The sequence below is a fragment of the Agrobacterium tumefaciens genome (assembly GCF_005221325.1).
Classification (GTDB): domain Bacteria; phylum Pseudomonadota; class Alphaproteobacteria; order Rhizobiales; family Rhizobiaceae; genus Agrobacterium.
This window is the reverse complement of record NZ_CP039889.1, coordinates 1,696,032-1,718,958: the sequence shown is the minus strand read 5'-3', so window position 1 is coordinate 1,718,958 and position 22,927 is coordinate 1,696,032. Positions and strand designations below refer to the sequence as shown.

At 60.2% G+C, this 22,927-nt stretch carries 22 protein-coding genes; 3 read left to right on the top strand and 19 right to left on the bottom strand.

Annotated elements, in window-relative coordinates:
• Positions 1-12: 12 nt before the first annotated feature.
• Genes CFBP5499_RS22850 through CFBP5499_RS22810 form a run of 9 tightly spaced genes read right to left on the bottom strand, consistent with a single transcriptional unit; the run spans position 13 to position 9,500 of the window.
• A complete protein-coding gene (locus CFBP5499_RS22850; protein ID WP_080828006.1) occupies positions 13-960 on the bottom strand; it encodes a LysR family transcriptional regulator in 948 nt (315 codons plus the stop codon).
• A 49-nt stretch (positions 961-1,009) separates the two neighbouring features.
• Complete coding sequence (locus tag CFBP5499_RS22845; RefSeq protein ID WP_080828008.1) at positions 1,010-2,518, bottom strand: carboxylesterase/lipase family protein; 1,509 nt, start codon at positions 2,516-2,518, stop codon at positions 1,010-1,012.
• A 1-nt stretch (position 2,519) separates the two neighbouring features.
• Positions 2,520-3,308, bottom strand: a complete 789-nt coding sequence (locus CFBP5499_RS22840; protein WP_080828011.1) for an ABC transporter permease — start codon at positions 3,306-3,308, stop codon at positions 2,520-2,522.
• 8 nt (positions 3,309-3,316) lie between these two features.
• Positions 3,317-4,192 carry an ABC transporter permease gene (locus CFBP5499_RS22835; RefSeq protein WP_080828013.1) on the bottom strand — a complete coding sequence of 292 codons (876 nt, stop codon included), beginning with the start codon at positions 4,190-4,192 and terminating at the stop codon, positions 3,317-3,319.
• On the bottom strand, positions 4,192-5,247 hold the full coding sequence (locus CFBP5499_RS22830) for an ABC transporter ATP-binding protein (RefSeq protein WP_080828015.1): 1,056 nt from the start codon (positions 5,245-5,247) through the stop codon (positions 4,192-4,194). The genes CFBP5499_RS22835 and CFBP5499_RS22830 overlap by 1 nt, the downstream gene beginning before the upstream one ends.
• Before the next feature lie 20 nt (positions 5,248-5,267).
• Positions 5,268-6,341 carry an ABC transporter substrate-binding protein gene (locus CFBP5499_RS22825; protein ID WP_080828018.1) on the bottom strand — a complete coding sequence of 358 codons (1,074 nt, stop codon included), beginning with the start codon at positions 6,339-6,341 and terminating at the stop codon, positions 5,268-5,270.
• A gap of 27 nt (positions 6,342-6,368) precedes the next feature.
• The gene (locus CFBP5499_RS22820) at positions 6,369-7,370 is read right to left on the bottom strand and encodes a dipeptidase (protein WP_080828020.1); all 1,002 of its coding nucleotides are present in this window, start codon (positions 7,368-7,370) and stop codon (positions 6,369-6,371) included.
• Complete coding sequence (locus CFBP5499_RS22815) at positions 7,367-8,011, bottom strand: 2-hydroxychromene-2-carboxylate isomerase (RefSeq protein ID WP_080828022.1); 645 nt, start codon at positions 8,009-8,011, stop codon at positions 7,367-7,369. The genes CFBP5499_RS22820 and CFBP5499_RS22815 overlap by 4 nt, the downstream gene beginning before the upstream one ends.
• Positions 8,004-9,500, bottom strand: a complete 1,497-nt coding sequence (locus CFBP5499_RS22810; RefSeq protein ID WP_371506819.1) for an FAD/NAD(P)-binding protein — start codon at positions 9,498-9,500, stop codon at positions 8,004-8,006. The genes CFBP5499_RS22815 and CFBP5499_RS22810 overlap by 8 nt, the downstream gene beginning before the upstream one ends.
• Positions 9,501-9,884: 384 nt before the next feature.
• On the opposite strand from CFBP5499_RS22810, the gene CFBP5499_RS22805 reads away from it, so the two are divergent.
• Complete coding sequence (locus CFBP5499_RS22805; protein ID WP_137066453.1) at positions 9,885-11,213, top strand: LLM class flavin-dependent oxidoreductase; 1,329 nt, start codon at positions 9,885-9,887, stop codon at positions 11,211-11,213.
• A gap of 141 nt (positions 11,214-11,354) precedes the next feature.
• Positions 11,355-11,660 (top strand): hypothetical protein, encoded by a 306-nt coding sequence (locus CFBP5499_RS30550; protein WP_080828028.1) that lies wholly within the window; start codon positions 11,355-11,357, stop codon positions 11,658-11,660.
• Between the two features lie 42 nt (positions 11,661-11,702).
• Here CFBP5499_RS30550 and CFBP5499_RS22795 read toward each other — a convergent pair whose 3' ends face one another.
• The 6 genes from CFBP5499_RS22795 to CFBP5499_RS22770 all read right to left on the bottom strand — a co-directional run bounded on the left by CFBP5499_RS22795 (position 11,703) and on the right by CFBP5499_RS22770 (position 16,983).
• Positions 11,703-11,972, bottom strand: coding sequence for a MurR/RpiR family transcriptional regulator (locus CFBP5499_RS22795; RefSeq protein WP_233284259.1), 270 nt, complete (start codon positions 11,970-11,972; stop codon positions 11,703-11,705).
• Positions 11,973-12,074: 102 nt separating this feature from the next.
• Complete coding sequence (locus CFBP5499_RS22790; RefSeq protein WP_080828031.1) at positions 12,075-13,094, bottom strand: Gfo/Idh/MocA family oxidoreductase; 1,020 nt, start codon at positions 13,092-13,094, stop codon at positions 12,075-12,077.
• Between the two features lie 26 nt (positions 13,095-13,120).
• Positions 13,121-13,912, bottom strand: coding sequence for a TIM barrel protein (locus CFBP5499_RS22785; protein ID WP_080828034.1), 792 nt, complete (start codon positions 13,910-13,912; stop codon positions 13,121-13,123).
• A gap of 82 nt (positions 13,913-13,994) precedes the next feature.
• The gene (locus tag CFBP5499_RS22780) at positions 13,995-14,783 is read right to left on the bottom strand and encodes an ATP-binding cassette domain-containing protein (RefSeq protein WP_080828036.1); all 789 of its coding nucleotides are present in this window, start codon (positions 14,781-14,783) and stop codon (positions 13,995-13,997) included.
• Entirely contained in the window at positions 14,783-15,904 is a 1,122-nt protein-coding gene (locus CFBP5499_RS22775) for an ABC transporter permease (protein ID WP_080828038.1), read from the bottom strand. Before CFBP5499_RS22775 ends, CFBP5499_RS22780 begins: the two co-directional genes overlap by 1 nt.
• Before the next feature lie 125 nt (positions 15,905-16,029).
• Positions 16,030-16,983, bottom strand: a complete 954-nt coding sequence (locus tag CFBP5499_RS22770) for a sugar ABC transporter substrate-binding protein (protein ID WP_080828040.1) — start codon at positions 16,981-16,983, stop codon at positions 16,030-16,032.
• A gap of 183 nt (positions 16,984-17,166) precedes the next feature.
• Here CFBP5499_RS22770 and CFBP5499_RS22765 point away from each other — a divergent pair, with 183 nt between their 5' ends.
• Positions 17,167-18,162 (top strand): LacI family DNA-binding transcriptional regulator, encoded by a 996-nt coding sequence (locus tag CFBP5499_RS22765; protein ID WP_175416853.1) that lies wholly within the window; start codon positions 17,167-17,169, stop codon positions 18,160-18,162.
• Positions 18,163-18,295: 133 nt separating this feature from the next.
• Here CFBP5499_RS22765 and CFBP5499_RS22760 read toward each other — a convergent pair whose 3' ends face one another.
• The 4 genes from CFBP5499_RS22760 to CFBP5499_RS22745 form a co-directional block, all read right to left on the bottom strand.
• Positions 18,296-19,543, bottom strand: a complete 1,248-nt coding sequence (locus CFBP5499_RS22760) for an SfnB family sulfur acquisition oxidoreductase (protein WP_080828045.1) — start codon at positions 19,541-19,543, stop codon at positions 18,296-18,298.
• A gap of 32 nt (positions 19,544-19,575) precedes the next feature.
• The gene (locus CFBP5499_RS22755; RefSeq protein ID WP_080828047.1) at positions 19,576-20,370 is read right to left on the bottom strand and encodes an ABC transporter ATP-binding protein; all 795 of its coding nucleotides are present in this window, start codon (positions 20,368-20,370) and stop codon (positions 19,576-19,578) included.
• 82 nt (positions 20,371-20,452) lie between these two features.
• Complete coding sequence (locus tag CFBP5499_RS22750) at positions 20,453-21,787, bottom strand: ABC transporter substrate-binding protein (protein ID WP_080828049.1); 1,335 nt, start codon at positions 21,785-21,787, stop codon at positions 20,453-20,455.
• 96 nt (positions 21,788-21,883) lie between these two features.
• Positions 21,884-22,927, bottom strand: coding sequence for a branched-chain amino acid ABC transporter permease (locus tag CFBP5499_RS22745; RefSeq protein WP_080828051.1), 1,044 nt, complete (start codon positions 22,925-22,927; stop codon positions 21,884-21,886).

The window sequence follows — 22,927 nt, the reverse complement described above, 5'->3', positions numbered from 1 at the left end:
CCCTAAGAAAATTCAATCAAACGACGGGATTTGCGATATCTTATCGTAAACAATGGCTTGCGGAATATCCGCCACCATTCGCCTCGCGGTGGCCACTAGTTGCTCCACCTCGTAGATGACCGGCCGCCCGGCCGCCGTCACGAGACCCCACTGGAATGGGATGTGGAATGAGAGGGGCAGAATGCGGACGCCCTCTACCGGCAAGCCCCAGAGGGTGATCGATTCGACGATGGCGATGCCGAGCCCCATGCGCGCCAGCGAAAGGGAAACATAGGTCGCGTTGCTGTCGATCACGGAAGAAAGATCAACACCGAGATTGGAGAGCACGTCGTTGATCCGCATGCGAAGGCGAAAGGGGTTTGCAGAGGCGATAAGCCGGTGTCCGGCGAGGTCTTGCGCAGAGATTACCGCCTTTTGCGCCAAGGGATGATCCTCCGCAACCACGGCCACGCATGGCACCTCCCCCAGCCAGTGGATGTCGATGCCGGGATTGTCGAGCGGAAGACTGACGGCGCCCAGATCCGCCGTGCCGGCCATCACCGCCTGCACGACATTTTCCGAGGAAATGCTCTGCAGATGCACATGATCGGGAAACCTGTCGGCTGGAAGGGCGGCAAGCGCCCTCGGCAGAAGACTGGCTGCAATCGCCGGAATCGACGCCACCTCGATGGCCGTGCGGCGCGCGCCATGAATGCGCCTTGCGCTTTCACTGATCGTTCTGAGCCCGCTGAGAAACAGTTCCGCCTGGGCAAAAAAGGCGACACCCTTTTCAGTTGGGGTGATGCGCGGGCCGTTGCGATGCAGCAGCGCAAAACCGATTTCGCCCTCGAGGTCCTGAATGAGGCGCGTGACGACGGGTTGAGACTTACCCAGCGCCTTTGCCGCGCCCGTAATGCTGCCGATCGAAACCACGGCTACGAAAGCCTCGAGCTGCCGCGTATCGAGATAGTCAGACACCATTTTCCACTCCGCCCCGAGACCTGTGTTTCTTCGTCATCGTCACCAAGCGCTATACCGGTCGACGATCTTCATGACCAGCCGGCAGCCAGAGCGCCTCACGCCCGTCAAAGGGATCGGGAGTAACGCCAAACCCTATTGGACCCGCCCGCAGAACCGTTGGCCTTTGGGCATGATAACGCGGCCACTCGCCGTGCGGCGCGGTCGGCTGTGCATCCTTGATGAATGAGGCCCACAGATCATGGATCGCCCTTGCGAAACCCGCATCCGTCACACGCTGCCGCTCCGGCAGGTCGCGGCTGTTCGAGCCATGGCGATACCAGACGGAGCCGACTTCCGCCCCGTGCGGCGCACCCAGTTCATTGGCCTCCAGAGAGCCGTAGAGATATTTATAGACCGGGTTGAAGCGGGCATGCAGCTTGGCGAAACGGATCGCGGGAAGTTGGAAGACCAGATCGCCGGCAATTGCCCGCCAGATGCCGCGTGGGCTGTGGCCCGGCAAAGCGGTGCGATAGCGCTCCACAATGCCGGAACCGCTGAGGCCACAGGGCAGAACACGTTCATGCAGCAGGTCCGCACAGCGCACGAAATCCATGTCCGGCTGCGCCGTCGCATGGGTCACGTATTCTCCCGTCGTGCAGCCGATCATCATCGGCACGGCGGCGGTGCGTCCTGCCTGCGCGGCGGTTTCGGGATGTTCCGGCAGGCTCATCCCATCAACAACAGGAACGAAAGGCACGCCGAGCATCGCGGCCGCCCCGTCGCGGGCAAAATCATGGTGCTCGTAAGACTGGTTGCAGAGATCGCGCTGGATTTCGAGCAGTCTCTCTATAGGCAGAGCCGCAAGCGCTGCATCGTCCATTTCCGCCGCTGCCCGGAAGCGGCGCGAAAGCTTGGCGGCGTCGTCCAGGGAGGCGATTGCCGTGCTTGCGCCGCTTTGCGGCATGGCGCGATGAAAAAGCCCCTGCGCTTGCGGCATGGCCATCAGCGTCGCAACCGCAAAGCCGCCAGCCGAGCGCCCCGCAAGCGTCACACGATCAGGATCACCGCCGAAGGCGGCAATATTGTCGCGCACCCATTCGAGCGCGGCCATGAGATCGAGTAGACCGCGATTGTCTGGCTTGCCCTCAACGCGGAGAAAGCCAAGCGCGCCAAGGCGATAATTGACCGTGACCTCGACGATGCCGCTCGCCGCAAACGCGCCACTCTGCAGCACCGGCTCGTTGGCCGAGCCGACCGCATAACCGCCGCCATGGATCCAGAAAAGTACCGGCGCCCGGCCTGTCGGGTCCGGCGTGCGAATGTTGAGCGCCAAAAAATCCTCACCGAAGGCCAGTTTCGAGGTCGCGGCGGTGCCAACCGGACCGTAGGTGGGAATTTGCGGACAGACGGGGCCGAGCCGGGTCGCGTCCCGCACCGCCTGCCACGGCAAAACCGGCTGCGGCGCTTCGAAACGACGCTCCACCGTAACGGGCGCGGCATAGGGCACACCGAGAAAGGCGTGAATTCTGTTTTCCCTGATACCCTGCAACGCGCCGGCTGCCACTTTCACGATGGTCATGTCACAGCACCTTGCGCAACCCGATCAACCGCTCGACCGCCACGACCACGCCAACCGAGATGAGGATGAGGATGACGGAAAGGGCGGCAATCTGCGGATCGGTGGAATATTCGAGGTAGTGATAGATTTCCGTCGGCAATGTCGAGGATTTGACGGAAACGATGAAGAGCGAGATCGTCGCTTCGTCGAAAGAAATCAGGAAGGCGATGACCGCGCCGGCAATGAGGCCAGGTCGGACAAGCGGCAAGGTGATGCGCCACAGCACCATGGCTGGCGATGCGCCGTGAACGCGCGCCGCCTCTTCGACACGACGATCCACTGCCATCAGGCTCATGGTGATGGTGCGCACGGTATAGGGCGTGGTGATACCAAGATGCGCGAGAAAGATGCCGGTATAGCTGTCGAGCAAGCCGAGCGGCCCGAGCACCAGCATCACACCGACGGCAAGCACGATATGCGGCACGAGGAAAGGCGCAAGGATCAGGAAATTGACGGCGCCCTTACCACGGAATTCGTGCCGCGACAGCGCCAGCGACAGAAGCAGTCCCGCGAAAATCGAGACGAAACCGACAAGCAGGCCGATGCCGAGGCTTCGCCAGAAGGCGGAGATGAACTTCACATTGGCGAACACCTTGGCATAGGAGCCGAAGGACAGGCTTTCCGGCGGAAAGGCCAGATATTGCCGCGTATCGAAGGAAATGATCAGGACGACGATGATCGGCGCCAGAAGAAACAGGTAAAGCAGTGTCAGCAGAAGCGCGTGGGCGAAGCGTCCGAATTTCGCGTCCATGGCCGGCCTCACATCTCAAGCGCGCGCATGGCGCGCTGGTATATCACGATCACACTGCCGAACAGGACGAGCAACAACACCGAAAGTGCGGCGGCCAGCGGCCAGTTCAGCGTCACCGTCGCCTCGTTGAAAACCTCCGTGCCGATGACGAAAACGCGGCCGCCGCCCATCAGGCGCGGCGTAACGAAGGACGAGATGGCGAGCACGAAGACCAGAAGGGCGGCGGTGAGAACGCCGGGCAGCGAAAGCGGCAGCACAATGCGGGTGAACACGCGCAAACGGTTCGCACCCAGCATGGCGGCTGCCTCCTCGAACTGCGTGTTCAGCCGGCCAAAACCGCTCAGCATCGCAAGGATCGCATAAGGCATCAAGATTTCGACCAGCGCGACGGTCGCACCGAAATAATTGTTGGTGAGCCGGATGACCCCATCCGTCAGGCCGGAAGATTGCAGCGCCGTGTTGATCACGCCCCGATCCCCCAGAATGACCATCCAGCCATAAGTGCGCACCACCGAGGAGGTGAGAAGCGGTGCAACGGCAAGTGCTGTCAGCACACCGCGCCAGCGGCTGGTGGTGCGGGCTAGGAAAAGCGCGATGGGATAGGAAAGAACGACCGCCAGAACCGCGACATTCACGCCGAGATAAAGCGTGTTCCAGGCAATTTTCCAGTAGAATGGGTCTAACAGCACGGTTCTATAGGATTCGAGCGTCCAGTCGCCGCCGCGGAGTGCGGCCATGGCCGAGGACGCGAACGAGGCCCGCACCAGCCAGATGAGCGGCAAAAGAAACGTCGTCAGCAGCGCAATGAGGCCCGGCAAAAGCAGAAGAAGCAGAACGCCGCGATGCGAGGTGCCGCCACCGGAAGCATGACTTGCCGCCGCCATCAGGCCGCCTCCCCGATCAGCGTCACATCCTCCGGCGCGACGGAAAGCGTCACCCGCTCCCCCTTAGCCGGCAAGGCGGCAGCATGTGTGGGCAGATCGGCCTGGAGGCGATGGTCGCCCGCGCGCACGCCGAGCGTCAGCATCTGCCCGCGATAGGTCACATGTTCGACGATGCCAGAGAAAGCATTGACGCCCTCACCCAGCACGAAGCGATGCGGACGCACCAGAAACCGCGCTTTTTGGCCAACCGGAACAGCGGCCGAGAAATGCAGGAAACCGAGACCGGGGATTTCCGCCCTGCCCGGCGCAACCACCGTGCCCGTAAGGAAAGAACCAGCGCCGATGAAGGAGGCGACAAAATCCGTTTTCGGCCTGTCGAAAATCTCGCGCGGCGTGCCGATCTGCTCCAGCCGACCATCCGACATCACCGCCAGCCTGTCGGCCATTGACAGGGCTTCATCCTGATCATGCGTCACGAAAATGCTGGTAACCCCGGTGCGGCTCTGGATGTCGCGGATTTCATCGCGCATTTCATCGCGCAGTTTCGCATCGAGATTGGAGAGCGGCTCGTCAAACAGCAGCAGCGCGGGTTCGATGACGAGTGAGCGGGCGATTGCCGCGCGTTGCTGCTGGCCGCCGGAAAGCTGGGAGACGCGCCTTTCGCCAAGGCCGGAAAGCTTGACCAGATCGAGCGCCTTTGCCACCCGCTCCGTGCGCTCGGATTTGGCGATGCCGCGCATTTCCAGCCCGAAGGCGATGTTTTCGGCAACATTCATATGCGGAAACAGGGCATAGGCCTGAAAGACCATGCCCATATTGCGCTTATGGACTGGGGTCGCGGAAATGTCGCGACCATCCAGCCGGATCTCGCCCGAGGTTACCGGGATCAGACCGGCAATCATGCGCAGGATTGTCGTTTTGCCGCAGCCGGATGGGCCGAGCAACGCCAGCATTTCCCCGCGCGGCAGGGAAAAGCTGACGTGATCCACGGAGGGCTTGAGGGCGCCCGGATAGGTCTTCACGAGACTGTCGATCTCGACATGATGATCGGCCATGACGTCCTCTGCTTCCTGTCTCAATTCGCCGCGATGACCTCGCGGTTGATCCGCTGTATCCATGCCGAATATTTGTCCGCCACGAAGGTCCAGTCCAGCGAGGACTGCGCGGCCTGGGCTTCCTTGCTGCCATAGATGCGGGCGGCAACCGGCTCGCTGAGCGAAACCTTGGTATTGACCGGACCATAGAAGCTCTTCTCGGCAAATGTCGCCTGCGCCTTCGCGCTCAGCGCATAGTTGACGAAAAGCTCGGCGGCCTCCTTGTTGGCAGAACCTTCGACGAGACCGATGGTGTTCGTCTGGCCGATGGAGCCTTCCTTCGGCAGGGCCACGCCGATCTTGCCGCCCTGCGTATCATGCAGATATTGCGCGCGGCCGTTCCAGCAGACGGAAAGATCGACCTCGCCGCTCTGCACCACGGCATAGCAGTCCGGTGCGGGCTCGAAGGTCGAGACGCTCGGCGCAACCTCCTTAAGAAAATCGATGGCCGGATCTATGGACGTCTTGTAATCGCCGCCCTTCAGCTTGGTGAGGATCGGCAGGAGAATGACGCCACGCGTATCGGAAAGCTTGGCCGCGATCTTTCCCTTGTATTTCGGGTCGGCAAGATCGGCCCAGCTTGTCGGCGGTTCCTTCACCGCGTCGGTATTGTAGAGGATGGCAAGATTGTCCTGCGAGAATGCGATGGCGCGGTCGCCATCGATGCGCGCCCATTCCGGCTGTTCCGCAAGGTTCGGCACCCTGGCGGGATCGAGTTTGGTGAACAATTCCTCCTTGTTCGCCTTGATGGCGACCGAGACGTCGATGAGCGCGACATCGACCTTCGGTTCGGCGCGCTGAAGGGTGAGCAGCGCCAGCGTTTCGGCCGAATTCTTGCTCTGCTGATAATTCACCTCGACGCCGGGATGTTCGGCCTTGAAGGCGTCAATGATGAATTTTTGATAGTTATCGGCAAAAACGCCGGAAAAACCGACGATATTGACGGTGCCCTTTGTCGCATCCTGCGCATAGACGGTTCCCGAGAGCGATGCGATCCCGGCGGCAACGATGCCGGCGAAAATCGCGGCCTTGCGGCGCTGATGAGCTTTTTTCATTTCAATTGCCTCCGTTTGATTTGGTTGTCAGACTGCAGGCCGCCACGCGGCATCCAGCACGCGCAGCCAGTTCTGTCCGAGAAGTTTCAAAACGAGCGTTTCGCTCCAGCCGCGCGCCAGCATGCGGGCGGTGATATTGGGAACCTCGCCGATGCGCTCGATGCCCTTCGGCTTGGAAATCTTCACCGTCGCGAATTCCGTCAGCGTCCGGGCCGTGCCCTTGTCGCGGTTGGCCCAGAGCTGCCACGGGCCGGGACGCGGCCGCTCCTGCGAAAAATCCGTGCCGATGCCGACATGATCCTCGCCGACGAGATCGATGACATAGGCCATGGCATCGAGGTAATCCTCGACCGTCGCATCGTTTCCGGCAGCAAGTCCCGGCGCGAAAAGGCTGATGCCGACGATGCCGCCCTTTTCCGCACAGGCCTTCAAGAGTTCATCCGGCTTGTTGCGTTTCACGTCGCGAAGCGCGCGCGGCAGCACATGCGAGATGCAGACCGGTGCTTTGGAGCGGGCGATGACATCCGCCGTGGTTTTGTCGCCGACATGGCTGAGATCGCAGAGCACGCCGACGCGGTTCATCTCCCCAAGCACCTCACGGCCGAAGCCGGTCAGGCCGCTGTCATTTTCCTCAAGATAACCCGCGCCGGAATAATTCTGGGTATTGTAGGTCAGTTGCATGATGCCGACGCCGAGATCCCTAAAAATCTCCACATAATCAAGCTTGTCCTCGAGCGGCGAGGTGTTCTGCCAGCCGATGATGATGCCCGTTCTATTTTCCGCCTTGGCCGCGTGAATATCGGCCACCGTGCGCACCAGGCGGATCAGATCGTCGTTTTCCCGCAGGAAACGCTTCCATTCGCTGACATAACCGATGCCCTCGCGGAAATTTTCCCAGATCACGCTTGAGACGTTGACGGCGGTGAGGCCGCCGGCACGCATGTCCTCGAATATGGATCTGCTCCACTGGCAGGTTTGCAGACCGTCGATGACGATGGCCTCATTGTGGAGTTTTGCGGCATCGGTCATGCGGATGTCCTCACGGCGGATTGTGAAAGTTGCTGCTTGAGCGCCCCAAGGGCGCGGCTTGCGAATTCCAGGCGATCCTGCCCCCAGAAAAGCTCGCCGTTCACCACATAGGTAGGTGTTCCGAAAATGCCGAGACGCTCGGCTTCGGCAAGATTTCCCTGCCATTCCGCAACGACGTCCTGCGGCTGCGGATCGCGCGCAAGCGCTGCGCCTTCGGGTCCGAGCACCGCCTGCGCAATGGCGCGCAGCGTCTCGAGATCGGCGATGTCGCGGTCTTCGCTCCACAGGGCGCGCTGGATGGCGAAGGAGAGGCCGATCGCATCAAGCCCGGCCGTCTGCGCGGCGATGACGAGCTGGGCGGCGCGCTCGATGGTGGCGCAGGGGTAAAACTTCGGAGTCAGGTTAAGCGGCATGGCGAGATAACGCCGCCACCGGTCCAGTTCCACGGCATGATAATTCTGCCGGGCATCCGGACGGCTGCGCAGCGGAATGCCGCCATTGGCCTCGATGATGCGGATGGGCCGCAGCACGATTGCGGCGCCATGTGTGCGGGCGACTTCGACCGCCCTTGGCGCGCCGAAATAAGCCCATGGTGAGGAGATGCCGTAAAATATCTCCAGTTTCAGCGCCGCTTCAGCCATTGGCATGCTCCTTGGTCTTGTCCTGCGCATCTGCGTCGCGCCATTCGTCGCCGGTGATTTCAGCGGCGTCGTGATTCATGAATGTATGGTAATGACGGGCGCGGTCTTCGACGAACAGCGAGCGGGCAATGCCCTGCGCCAGACGCTCCGCCCCCTGGCTGACTGCCGGAATGCCGCTGGTGATTTTCCCGTGGGATGGAACTGCCGGATAGGCAAAGCAGTGGATACGGGAAATCGTCTCCGCCTCGGCGGCCGACAGATCCGGTTTCGGCAGAAACTCGAAGGCAGGTCCGAGATAGGGATAGGACCCCAGCACATCGTTGCTCTGTCCGGCGGGCGGCTGGTAGGCGTCGCGCCAGAGCAGGACGCGGTCGCTCAGTGCGGTAAATTCCGGCCGCCGGGCGAAATCGACGTCGAAGCCGGTGGCGAAAATGATGAGATCGGCCGGATAGCGCCCCTTCGGGGTCTCGATCTCCACCGCGTCGTCAACCTCGGTCAGGCTGAGAACGGGACTGGCCAGATGGAAGAACGCATTGTCGTGGCGCGAGACCCTGAGGACGCTGTGGCGCGGCGGCGGAATCTGCGTGCGCTCCGCTTCGACCATGAAAGCCCAGCGATCGGCCTCAGGCAGGCCGATATAACCGTGGGTCATCCCGAGGCTTGCGATGCCGCCGAATTTTTCGACCCGGGGGATATCGGTCCTTCGAATGAAAAGATCGACCCGGGCAGCGCCAGCCTCGAGTGCTGCGGCTGCATTGTCCATCGCCGAAGCACCAGCGCCGACCACGGCGACGCGCCTGCCGCGCAAGGCGCTCACATCGAATACGTCGCCGCTGTGACGCACGAAGCGGGCAGGAACCGTTTTCGCCACATCCGGCAGGCGCGGCGCGCCGAGGCCATCGAGCCCCGTCGCCAGTATTACCCGCCGCGCCAGAACCTTTGCTGGTCCCTCCGGCCCTTTCAGAACGAGTTCGAGCAGCCCATCCTCACGCAAAACGAGGCTGACAAGCGCGGTCTCGTTGGTCACCGGCAGCGCCAGCACGGTGCGATACCAGACCATATAGGCCATCCATAATTCACGCGGGATGAGGTCCATATCGTCGTAGGCACGGACACCGAACTGCGCCTCGAACCATGCGCGGAATGTCAGGGACGGCACACCGAGCGCCGGCCCGGCGAGTTCCTTGCGGGTGCGCAATGTTTCCATGCGCGCGCTTGTGACCCAAGGACCCTCCCGCCCGCTCGGCGCCTTGTCGACAGACCTGATATTGTCGATTCCGGCAAATGACAGGGCGGCCAGCGCGGTTAGCCCGCAAAGTCCAGCGCCGATGACCGCGACATCCAGCACTTCGACGCCATCGAGCTGCATACGCGGCACCCACGGCTTCGCCGGCCGCTCGAGCAGCGCCAGCTCCTGCGCAAGCCTCGCCTCAAGCGCTGGCAAGCCGACAGCATTAGAGGACACAGCATTGGTTTTGCGATCTTTCATCATGTTATTTCTGAATTAATAGGCGTCAAAAATTCTATTTAAGCATTATAAGAAACACAGAAGCCCAGATGCTGAAAGCAAAATTCTTCTAATCATTTGCGGTTTTCAGCAAATTTTGGCGCAGGCGGCAGGAAGTGAGGGTCGGCCTGTCGATTCTCGCGCTCATCAAGGCCGAAACAAACCCGGCCCTGTGACGGGATCATCGCCAAATGAACAATTTCAGGAAAAATCTTTCGGTTTGCAAATCATAATCGGAATAGTCTTTGCCGCGCCAACGCCCCGGCAGGGATATCGTTGCGATAAATATCGGGCCTGCCTTCGCCTGTTAGAGGCCATCGGCACAAGCAGCCCGTATCAGAAACATCGACGAGTGAGTGAAGCCCAATGGCAAATGATCGCAAACTGCATCTCGGCGCATTTATGCGGCCCGTCAGTCTCCACACGGGCGCATGGCGTTACCCGGGATCCTTCCCGGATGCGAATTTCAATTTCACCCACCTGGCGCGCTTTGCGCAACAGCTTGAAGCGGCGAAATTCGATGCATTCTTCATGGCCGACCATCTGGCGGTGCTGAACATGCCGACGGAAGCCCTGCGCCGCAGCCACACCGTCACCTCCTTCGAGCCCTTCACCCTGCTTTCGGCACTCGCCGCCGTTACCTCCCGCATCGGGCTGGTCGCCACCGCCTCCACCACATTCGATGAGCCCTATCACGTCGCCCGGCGTTTTGCGTCGCTCGATCACCTCAGCAACGGCCGCGCCGGCTGGAACATCGTCACCACGTCAAATCCGGATGCGGCCCGGAATTTCGGCCGCGACGTACAGCCCGATCATGCCGAGCGTTATGGCCGGGCGCGGGAATTCTACGATGTCGTCACCGGCCTCTGGGACTCCTTCTCCGATGATGCCTTTATCCGGGACGTCGATAGCGGGCTGTTCTTCGAACCTGACAAAATGCATGTGCTCGACCACAAAGGGCCCGAATTTTCCGTGCGCGGGCCGCTCAATATCGCGCGTCCGGTGCAGGGTTGGCCCGTCATCGTTCAAGCCGGGGCGTCGGAGCCGGGACGCCAGCTTGCCGCCGAAACGGCAGAGGTGGTTTTTGCGGCGACACCCACGCTTGCGGCGGGAAAAGCCTTTTATAAGGACGTCAAGGACAGGACTGTCGCGGCAGGCCGTTCCCGCGACGGCATTGTCATTCTGCCGGGCGCCTTCGTTCTGGTCGCTGATACCGTGGAAGAAGCGAGGGCCAAACGCGCCAGGCTCGACAGTCTCGTCCACTATGAAAGCGCGATAGCCTCGCTTTCCATTGCCCTTGGCCACGATGCTTCGAGCTTCGATCCCGATGCTCCCCTGCCCGATATTCCCGAAACGAATGCCAGCAAATCCAGCCGCGAAAGGGTGATCGAACTTGCCAGAAGTGAAGGCCTGACGGTGCGCCAGCTCGCCCAGCGACTGGGTGGTTATGGAGGTCTCGCATTTGTCGGCACGGCCAAAACCATCGCCGACGAGATGGAGCGATGGCTATACGAAGAGGGTTCGGACGGCTTCAATGTCACGTTCCCGTTCCTGCCTGCCGGTCTTGACGATTTCACGAACCTGCTTGTGCCGGAACTGCAAAGACGCGGCCTGTTCCGAAAGGAGTATGAGGGAACGACATTGCGCGATCATCTCGGCCTGCAACGACCGGTCAATCGTTTTTTCCCTGGGTAACGCCATCGCGTCCCAAGAGTGTCGCGACGATATCTAGAGCCGGATGGGGGTGCAGTCGGAGCGACAGCGGAGCCATGCAAAGTTTTAGTTGACCTCTTTGACGGCGAGGCCACAATTGACAGCCAAGACAGGGGGGAAATGATGGATAAGTCAAACCGATGGCGCCATATGGCAAGCGCGCCCAAAAATGGCGAACGCATTCTCGTCACGATCCGTTCGTCCGAACAGGGTTCGTCCCAAGTCGATCTCGCTTACTGGTCGCAGGGTGACCAATATGGTTGGGAAGGCTGGCGTGCTGCTGACTCTTCGCCCGGGCGGATCGTCGAATACTCTGAACCGGAATTAAAGTGTTGGATGCCTATGCCCTCAGCCGATATCGATGACCTCTCAATACCCACGCCCTGGGAAGGCGAGGACGCCCGGGAGCTTGATGGCTCTGGGATATGAAGTCTCCGGTGACACCGCGCCCCTGGAGTTCGTCTCGGAACTTTAGCGCCTGAAAATTGGCTGGACCTGCCCCAAATGCGCGTGGCGACTTACCTCAGATAACAAGTGCGCTCGAAAAACGCGTTTGAACTGGCGGAACGTGTCGAAACCAAGTGAATTTGCGACGCGAACAACTGTGGAAGGAGACACGGCGCACTCGCCGGCTAGAGAGCCTATGGTTCCGAAGGCCACGATATGTGGCCGGGTCAGAATGGTTCGTGCAACACGTTCCTGCTGCTCTGACAATCGGAGCTCCGTGATCAAGTCCTGCATTTCGTAAATGCTCGTCGGTGTCTTGAAGGTCTGCCGCGTGCGCATGAAGCCTGCTCCTTGGCGGGATCGGAAAGCGCGCTGGCCTACCAGCGCGCATCGGGGTCAATCGAGGGCAACGGGCTGTTTGCGCGAGACCGACTCTATCGCGGCAAGAGCGATCGCCAATGCGTTACGCGCATCAAGACCATCGGGGGCGCCGTTCATTGCTCCCTGGCGAACGGCCGTTATGAAAGAGGCAAGCTGCGCCGTGTAGCCATGAACAAAGTGATCGGTATCGCGACGCCAGGTCTCATTCGAGACGCCATGTTCACCAAACAGCGTCATGCTGGAACGGCGCACGTCGCCCATCGTCACCATACCCGCGGAACCAAAGACCTCCCCGCGAATGTCATAGCCATAAAGCGCCGAGAAATTCGCTTCCGCGACGGCGATCGAACCATTGTCGAAACGGATATTCACGACCGCCGTATCGAGAAAACCGTTGGCTTTCGCATCGGGACGGACAAGCGCATCCGCCATGGCGAAGACTTCGACGGGCTTGGCGCCGGGGTTCAGCCATAACAGCGTGTCGAAATCGTGGATGAGGGTCTCGTAGAAAATCGTCCAGAGCGGAATACGGCCGGGGTCTCCTCCGAACGGACCGGGGTCCCGCGTCAGCGATCGAATGAGCTGCGGCGCGCCGACCTTGCCGGCATCGATCGCGGCCCTGCCTTCCAAAAAAGCCTGATCCCACCGGCGATTGAAGCCAACCTGGAGGGGAATACCGGCAGAGCGTGCCGCGGCAATCGCCCGGTCAGCATCCTCCAGCGTCAGAGCCATCGGCTTTTCGCAGAAGATCGCTTTTCCAGCCTCTGCAGCCTGAACCAGAACATTGGTATGGAAGCGCGCCGGCGTTGCGATGATGACGGCATCGAGACCGGGATGCGCAAGTAATTCGGCGATGCCGGTATAGGCCGCATCAACGTCGAGTTTTTCCGCAAGTATGGCGGCTGCACCCGGCGCGGGATCGGCAATGGCGACGAGTTCGGCGTCGACCAGCCGCCGGGCGACGGTTTCGCCGTGGAAGGAGCCGATGCGGCCGGCACCGATGAGGCCGACATTGACGGGTTTTATCTTGGGCATGGGGTTCGTCCTTGAGAATTATGATTTCAGATTGTGAATGCGGTGCGAAAAGCGGAAAGCGCTGCATCGGCATCGCCGAATGCCCATGCCTCCATGCCGATCGGTCCGGAATAGCTCATGGCTTTCAGCGCTCTGGCGATACCGTTCCAGTTGACCTCACCCGTACCCGGCTCATATCGGCCGGGCACATCGGCGACCTGAATTTCCCCGATCCACGGCAGGGCTTTGCGGCACAGCTCGATCAGATTTCCTTCGCCGATCTGCGCGTGATAAAGGTCGAGGTTGAGACGCAGCCGGGGGTGGTTGATGCTGGATACCAGAGCCAGCGTATCTTCCGCGCGCCCGAAGGGTACGCCGGGGTGATCGACGGACAGGTTAAGGTTCTCGAGGGTGAAGACCACATCCTCTTCTTCCGCCAGATCGACGATACGGCAAAGCGTGTCGCGGGCCTTCAGCCACATGGCGCCCGTAACGACCTCGACCGGCTGCACGGGCAGGCCGCCTTCTCCGAGGCCTGTACCGTGCAGGTTCAGCCTCTGCACGCCAAGGCGCTTGCCCACCTGGGCTGTCTGACGCGCCGTCCTGAGCAGCTCTTCCGCGCCCTCGTCGTCTGTCAGCCGTCCCGTGAGATAGCCGTTCATGATGGTGAATGTCGCACCGGTGGCTTCGAGTCTGGTCAGGTCATGGTCCGGCCAGTTCCACAGGCCGACACCGAAACCCATGTCCTTGAGCCGGGCGGCGCGCCATTCGATCGGCCTGTCACGCCATAACATCTCTGCGCAGGCCGCGAGCGAAAAGGAAGTTGCGGGAACTGTCATTGCTAGTACCTTGCTGGTGAGTGTGAGGGGCCGTGGTGCGGCGCGATTGCGCCGAACCTGATATTCATTCCTTGGTGTCCGCTCAGATGGTTCCGCCCAGCTCCTCGGAGATCGACTGCAATTCCTTGCCGCCTGCCATCAGGTTTTGCAGATCATCGATGCCGATTTCACTTTTCGAATAGGTCCCGAGCGTTTTCCCGCGGTTCAATGCCGTGAAACGATTGCCGACGGCGTAGGCATGGCGAACGTTGTGCGTGATGAAAATGACGCCGAGCCCATTGTTGCGAACCTGATTGATATATTTGAGGACCATCGACGTCTGCGCGACGCCGAGCGCCGAGGTGGGTTCATCAAGAATGAGCACCTTTGCGCCGAAATAGACCGCGCGGGCGATGGCGACGCATTGCCGTTCACCACCAGACAAAGTGCCCACCGCCTGATCCGGCTCGCGCACATCGATGCCGATCTTGCGCATCTCGTCCCGCGTGACCCTGTCGGCGAGTTCCATGTCCATGCTCTTGAAGGGACCGAAACCCTTCAGCGGTTCCCGGCCCATGAAGAAGTTCCGGGTCACTGACATCAGCGGGATCATCGCAAGATCCTGGTAAACGGTCGCGATGCCCGCATCGAGTGCATCGCGTGGACCATTGAACATGCGTGCCTGTCCGTCGATGAGGAAGTCTCCTGAATACGGCTTGAAGACGCCGGACAGGGTATTGATGAGGGTGGACTTACCGGCGCCGTTGTCGCCGAGAAGGCAGAGGACTTCCCCGGCATTGACACTTAGCGAAACACCATTGAGCGCGATGATGGAGCCGAAATATTTGACGAGGTTCCTGACCTCTACGATTGGCGTCTGCGACGTGCTCATCAGCGTTCTCCCGTGACGCGTTTGCGGATCACATTGTTGAAAATCACGGCTGTCAGCAGCATGCCGCCAAGGAACACAAGATACCAATCCTGATCGATTGAGGTGTAGGTGAGCCCGATCAGCACCATGCCGAACACAACGGAGCCGAAGAATGCGCCGATCGCCGAACCATATCCGCCTGTGAGAAGGCAACCGCCGATGACGGCCGCGATGATGGCCTCGAATTCCTTCTGAAACCCACGGCGGGCATCCGTTGAGCCGGCATCCAGCACCGTCAGGATTGCAACGAGGGTGGCGCACATGGCCGTTATGATGAACAGCGTGGTCTTCACGCGCGCTACAGGCACACCCGATTTACGCGCCGCACGCGGATCGCCGCCGGCTGCAAAAATCCAGTTCCCGAAGCGTGTCCGCAGAAGTACCCAGGTAGCGAGCAAAGCAATGAGCACAAACCACAGGATCTCCACGGGAATGCCGGGAACTTTCGGCGCGCCATTTGGAAAGGTATCGATAATGCCCCTGCTGCCGAGCCAGGAAAACAGGCCGGGAAACGCATCGCCGGAAAAAAACGGTGCAAGCGGGCTGTCGGCGACGGCTTCCTTCATGCCGCGAAGCTGCGTTGCGCCGCCGCTTGCCCATTTGAGCCCAACCAGAGTGAGACCGCGCAGAATGAAGAGAAACGCAAGCGTGACGATGAACGAAGGGAGACCGGTCCGCATCGTGAGCTGCGCATTCGTAACCCCGATTACCACGGCGAAACCCAGCGCAATTAGAATGGACACACTCAGCGGAAGATCGAGAACCACGAGCGCCGTGCCGAAGACGAGGCCAGCGAACGCGACCATCGATCCGATCGACAGGTCAAATTCACCACCGATCATCAGCAAGGCCGCGCCAATGGCGAGAATTCCTAGCTGAGCGGCAGGCGCCATGAAATTGACCACGCCTGCCAGCGTGAACATGGCGGGGTTGGCCGTGAAGAAAAAGAAGATGGTGACGAGCACCAGTCCAGCGACAGCGCCGAGTTCCGGACGACGCAGCAACGCGGTCATCGTCGAAACCTTTTTGAGCCGCTCGTCGGACGGGGTCGGGGTCCCGTTCTGTTCGTTGGCCAGCGTCATGGGTTCGTTCCTTGGATTATGTGTTGTCTTTGCGCGCGAATGACATCGACGGCCGAGGTCGCGCATGGTGGCAAGGGTTGCGGTCGGCGTAGCTCCCGTCGACACGGGAGCTACGCTTCATCCGGCTAGCGGATGCCCTGGGAGGATTTTTCGATGACCGCAGCCGCCGTGTCCTTCTCGACGAAGCTCGGACCGGAAGCGACGTTTCCTGCCGGAATGGTGCCGTAGCGCGCATTCAGCGCCAGAAAGGTTACCGGCAGATACCCCTGCAGGAAGGGCTGCTGATCGACCGCGAACAGCGCTTTGCCATCTGCAACCGCCGTCAGGAAGCCTGCCGACAGATCGAAGGAGGCCACCTTGACCTTGTCGCTTGCCCCCATTTTCTCCACGATCGCGACGGCACGTTCACCGACCAACGGAGCAGAAAGGCCGAGAACAACATCAACCGATGAGTCCGCGCTCAGAGCCGCCTGGATTTTGGCCTCGATTTCGGCGGGATCCGCCGTCGTCGGCAACACCGTCACCTTGCCGCCTTCGAACCCTTTCTCGGTTCCGGCGCAACGCTGATCGAGCGCGGCATTGCCCACCTCCTGATTGACGCACAGGACATGTTTAAAGCCGAGAGATTTCAGCTTTTCCCCCACCTTGATGCCGGCCGGCAGCTCGTCCTGGCCGACATGCAGTTTGATGCCGAGTTTTTCGGCGGCCGCGATACCGGAATTCATGGATATGACCGGAATTCCGGCAGCAACCGCTTTTTCAATCGCCGGACCAAGGGCGTCCGGATCGGGATTGGAAATCACGATCCCCGCCGGAGCCTGGTTTGCGGCTGCGTCGATGAGCTGGCCCATCGCAACCATGTCAAATGTTTCAGGAGCGCGATAATCGACGCGCACATTGCTGTCCTTGCCCGCCTGCATCATGCCGTTCTTGACGATGGACCAGAAAGGATCGGATGCCTGACCATGGGTGACCGCGATGATGGTCAACTGGTCCTGCGCCCCGGCAGCGGCTGCGCCGGAGACGACAATTCCCGCGGTCAGAAGGCCATAGGCGAATTTTCTCAAAATGGATTTCATGGTGTTCCTCCTCTTTGTGCCGCCCACTCCCCAGGCGGGTAAAAATATGAATGCTACCGGGTGCAAAGAGTTTGCTACCGGGTGCAAACAGGTGCATCATATCCACGAATGGGTTAAAAGCAAGCGTCCATTTCATCGGAACTCAAAAATGGAATGTTCGTTCTATTTTTCTTGGGAGGCTCAATGCGGAAGCGGGCGACAGCAAAACAAGTGGCGGAAGCGGCGGGCGTATCGAAATGGACGGTCATCAGAGCCTTCACCCCCGGCGCCTCGATCACAGAGGAAAGCAGGCGCAAAGTCCTCGAGACCGCCGCCACTTTGAATTACAGCCCCAATCTTCTGGCGCGCAGTCTCGCGACAAATTCCACGCGGCAAGTCGCCGTCTTTGTTGACGATTTTGCGAACCCCCAGAAGCTGCCTTTCCTGGAGGCGCTGACAGAGCAACTGCAGGCGGCCGGTCTCGTCGCGATGTTGATCAACATCAACAACCACTTCGATCATGTCCACGCATTGCTTCATGCCGATCAGCGCCAGGTCGATGCAATCATTCTGTTTGGTACCGCATTCCGCGACGAGACACTGAAAGATCATAAGCTTGGGCAGGGAATGCCCCCCATGTACGTGCTTGCCCGCGACAGCCAGATCGATGGAGTGCCGGCTGTCGTTTGCGATGCCGAACTCGCTCTCAAGGACATCGTCGATCACCTCTACGAGAAAGGATACCGTCGGCCGGCCTTCATGAGCGGCGCAATGGCGCTATCAACCGCGCTGCGCCGCCGGCAGCACTTCACCGAATTCTGGGCCGAAAAGGGTATCAAAGACATAGAATTGCTGTCAGCTGAAAGGTACAGCGCTGAAGCCGGTGCTATATCGGTACGGGATTATCTTTCCAGAACGGCACCGGCAGATCGGGCGGATATTCTGATGTGTGAGAACGACATTCTCGCATTCGGGGCAATGGATGAAATCCGGGGCAAGTTCGGGCTTCAGATCCCGCAGGACATAGCGATTGTCGGATTCGACAATTACGAGCTTGGCGGATCCCACGCCTACGGCCTCACCACCTACGAACAACCGCGATACGAAATGGTCGAGGCAGTCATCGCCATGATCTTGGGAAAAGTTGAACCCGAAACCGTCACCATACCCGGCAAGCTGGTCATTCGGCGCTCGACGTGATCCCCGCATTGGGGACCATCCGATATCCGAACTCAAAGACCTAAAATTAGCGATTTATGACGGCTTCGGGTGCGGGTACTAAGGTCTTTCAGACGGCCTCCCACGCGCAAACATGGGAGGCCCCTTCGGGCCGTCAACTCCAGGCATGAAGCGGAGGCTTTTCCCCATTCAGAAAGTACTTTCCGAGAATGGCATATTTCCAGCGAACAGGGTCATGCAGCGTATGGGTGCGCGCATTGCGCCAGTGGCGATCAAGATTGTGTTCGGCAAGCGTTGAGCGAGTGCCTGCGAGTTCGAACAATTTGTTGGTCGCCGCAATTGCGATTTCGGTCGACAGGATCTTGGCCTCAGCCGTGACGATCTGTGCCTCAGCCACGGTGTCGGCGTTGGGATTGGCTATAGCACGATCGATAGCATAACCGGCTTTCTCCAGAAGCGCTTGGGCGGCATGCAGACGCAGTGTCAGGTCTCCGATAGCCTGGATCGTATAGGGATCTTCCCAGGCGTGATCCTGGCCGCTATCCACCCAGGCGCGGCTCTTGGTGCGCACGAAGGCGACGGTCTCGTCAATGGCGGCCTGCGCGATACCGGTGTCCACGGCAACCTGGATGATCTGGAAGATCGCACCATCGGCGGTCGGCACTTCATAGCCCTTGTAACCCGGCACAAGATGGGTCTTCGGCACTTTGACATCATCGAGCAGCACGGTGCCCGAGAGTGTCGTGCGCTGCCCGAACGAGGACCAGTCATCGATGACGGTGAGGCCCGGCGCATCGCGTTCGGCAATCGCATACCAGGCCCGCCCTTCATCATCGAGTGCGACGATCGGCACCAGATGTGCAAGCAGCGCGCCGGAAGAATAGAATTTGCGCCCGTTGACGACGACATGGTCGCCGGCATCGGTGAAGCGCGTTTCGAAATCGACTGCCCGTTTGGAGCCGAATTCCGAAAAAGCGTTACCGAAACGGGTGCCCTTCAGCACTTCAGCGAACAGAAGCTTCTGCTGGGCGGCATCCGATACGGTTCGGATCGCAGCAACGACGCCCAGATGATTCTGAGCGATCTGGCCAATCGAGGAATCTGCCGCTGATATGATCTCGATGACCTTTGCGAGCGTGGCGTAGGAAACCTCCGGCCCGCCGAAGGCTTTTGGCACGTTGATGGACCACAAGCCGCTTTGCGAAAATGCATCGAGTTCGGCAACGGGCCAAATGCGCTCACGGTCGCGTTTGGCCGAGTCCTTGACAAATTCGGCCGCGAGCCGGCGGGCAACGGTAATTGCCTCAGCGTCGTCCTTGATAATATGGGCAGACTCGGCCGGGCGAGGAACCGCCGGCACAGCCTTGACGGCGTTTTCGGTATTGACCTGTGAAAGCGTCATGATGGTTTCTCCTGGTTGATGATGGCGGCCGATCAGGCCGGGGGGAGGCTTGTTGCGGCGGTTGTGGGCGCCGGCGTGGATTTGTGGCCGAGATAAAAGGCCTTGACGTCGTCTCGCCTGCGCAACTCGGCAGCATCTCCCGAAAGCACGGCAGCGCCGTTTTCGAGCACGGTCGCACGGTCGGCATAACGCAGGGCGATCGCTGAATTCTGTTCGGCAACGAGAATGGAAAGACCGCTTTCGGCATTCAGCCGCCGCAGCGTCCGGAAAATATCCTGCACGACGATCGGCGCCAGCCCCATGGACGGCTCGTCGAGCACAAGAAGCTTTGGTCGTGACATCAGCGCACGGCCGATCGCCGTCATTTGTTGCTCACCGCCCGAGGTAAGGCCGGCCAATGCACGGCGCTTTTCCTTCAGCCGGGGAAAAATCGTGTAGACTTTCTCCAGATCGGCGGTGATCTCGGCGCGCGAGCCGCTGCGTCCAATACCGCCGGAAACGAGATTTTCCTCGATGGTCAGATTTCGGAAGCAATGCCGGCCCTCAAGGACCTGCACGAGGCCGGCGCGCACCAGTTCTGCCGGCGATGCCGTGGTAACATCACGACCCTCGTAGAGAATGGCGCCTTCGGTGATCTCGCCGCGCTCGGCCGGCAGCAGGTTCGAAATTGCCTTGAGCGTCGTCGTCTTGCCAGCGCCGTTGGCGCCCAGCAGTGCGAGAATCTCACCACGGCGCAATGTGAAGCTGACACCGTGAAGCGCCGTGATCGCAGCATTATAGGTCGCTTTGATGCCGTCCACTTTCAGGAGAACGTCTTTTTCAGCCATGGTCCACCGATCTCGGTTTGGTTTTGTGGTAGAGCCGGGGCATCGGCGGGGATCCGGGTCCCGCCAATGCCCGGCCATTGGCTCAATTCGTCACTGTCTGTGCATCTTCGGCGGTGCGCAGCTTGATGCCCTTTTCCTTCGCATAGGCTTCCGAGGACTTTTCGATAATCGGCCTCAGCAGCGCCCAGTCCGGCGCGATCCAATCGGAGACGACATTCCATTTCTTGCCGTCCCACTGCTGGAAGGTCACGTAGCCATTGCCCTCATGGTTGTCCCAGGTGACGTTGATGGAATGGAACAGGCCCTTGGCGCCCAGGGCTTCGACGCGCGCCGGGTCAAGCTGCAGATGCTCGAAACCCCAGCGAACCTCATCACCGGTCAAGGTGCGATGTCCGAACTTTTCCTGCGCGATGCGGATGGCTTCCACATTCAGGATGCCATTGACGATGCCGAGATTGTGGTAGACCGAGCCGATGCGCTTCTTGTCTTCAAGGTTGCCCTTGCCGTTATCGTAAAGCGTCTTCACGATCTCCTGGACGACTGGATATTCCGCGCCCGAGGCTTGCGTGGTAATCGCGGTATAGCCCTTGGCTGCATCGCCCGCAGGGATGGCATCCTCCTCGGAGTTCGACCAGACATTGCCGATGATGTGGTCGACCGGGAAGCCGGTCTTGGCCGCCGTCTTGAGTGCGACCGGATTCATCACGCCCCAGCCGCGCAGCACGACATAATCCGGCTTGGCACGGCGGATCGTCAGCCATTGCGCCTGCTGCTCGTTGCCGGGATGCGGCACTTCGATCTGCTGCAGTTCGAAACCATATTGCTTCGACAGCAGCTCATAGATCGGGATCGTCTCCTTGCCATAGGGCGAGCCGTGATAGAGCACGACGATCTTCTTACCCTTGAGCTTGTCGGATCCGCCCAGCTTGGAGGCGATATAGTTCACGATGCCCGAAGTCTCGCTGTAGGGATTGAGCAGCAGCGGAAAGACATAGGGGAAGACGCGGCCGTCGGTGGAGTCGGTGCGGCCGTGGTTGATGGTGATCAGCGGCGCCTTGTCCTGGGTGATGCGGTCGATCATGGCATAGGCGATACCGACGGAAAGCGGGTTCCAGGCGGCAATATTCGGATTGCTCTTGAGGCGCTCATAGGCTTCGACGCCGCGCTCCACCTCGTACTGCGTTTCCGCTTCGGACCAGGTGAGCTTGACGCCGTTCACGCCGCCGTCGCGCGTATTGATAAGATTGAGATAGTCGATGAAGCCGCCGAAGAACCCCGTGCCGCCGGCCGCATAAGGCCCGACGCGGTAGCTCTGCAGGGGGAAATATTGTTCGTCCGCATGGGCAGCCGGTACGGCGGCCGAGACGGCAAGGCCTGCCGCGAAGACAGCGGATTTCAGTTTCGCAAACATGGTCATGTCTGGATACACTCCGGGTATTGTCCGGTGCTGCGACCGGATCAGGTTGAAGAAGCAATGCGTCTGGTGCTTGCGGAGCTTGCGCCCCGGTATTGGTCAGGCTTGTCTGCCGACAGCGGAGCCGAGCCGCCTTCGGATCTTGTCCCAGAGCGAGGAGAGCCCGTCCGGTTCGAGGATCAGAAACAGAATGATCAGGGCGCCGAGCACGATGCGCTGGCTCATCTCGAGCACGCCGGAATCAAAGAGATCACCGAGCAGGAACGAACCCAGCCGCGACAGCAGCAGCGGGAAGACGACGATCAGCGCGGCGCCGAAGAAGGCGCCTCGCGTCGAGGCAAGCCCGCCAATGATGATGATAAAAAGGATCTGGAAGGAGCGGTCGAGGTTAAAGCCGGCCGGCTCCACGGTTCTGAGATAGGCGAAAGCCCACAGAACTCCCGCCACCGCGATGATGAAGGAGGAAATCGCAAAAGCGAGCAGTTTGGTCCTCAACACGGGCACCCCGATGATACGCGCTGCCGTCTCGTTGTCCCGCACGGCGATGAAGTTGCGGCCGGTCTGCGAGGTCGTCAGCCGGTGGGCAAGAAACGTCAGGACGACAACGACCGTAAGAGCAAAGAGGTAGCGGCCGACCGGGCCGGTAAACTCGATGCCGGCAAGCGTCAAAGGCGGTGCATCGATGACCCCGGAGGCGGAATCGTTCGAAAACCAGCTGAATTTGGTAAGCGTCCACTGCACGAAAAACTGCGCGGCAAGCGTCGATACCGCGAGATAGAAGCCTTTTAATCTAAGGCTCGGCAGGCCAAAGACGATACCGATCACCGCCGCCGACAGGCCAGCCAGCAGAATGCTGACGATGAGCGGCAGGCCATCGACACGCAGATTGAAATTGTAAGCAGCGAAAGCCCCGACCGCCATGAAGGCGGCACTTCCAAGCGAAACTTGACCGGCGTAGCCGGTAAGCAGGTTAAGGCCGACCCCGGCAAGGCTGAGCGCCAGGAACGGCAGGAGGATTGCTTCGAACAGATAGGTTGAGCCGATAAAGGGAACAACAAGGTAGGCGCCCGCTACGATGGCAATCGGCGCCAGCTGACGATTGAAAAACCATGTGGGATGAAGATCTGTGGTAACGACAGCCAT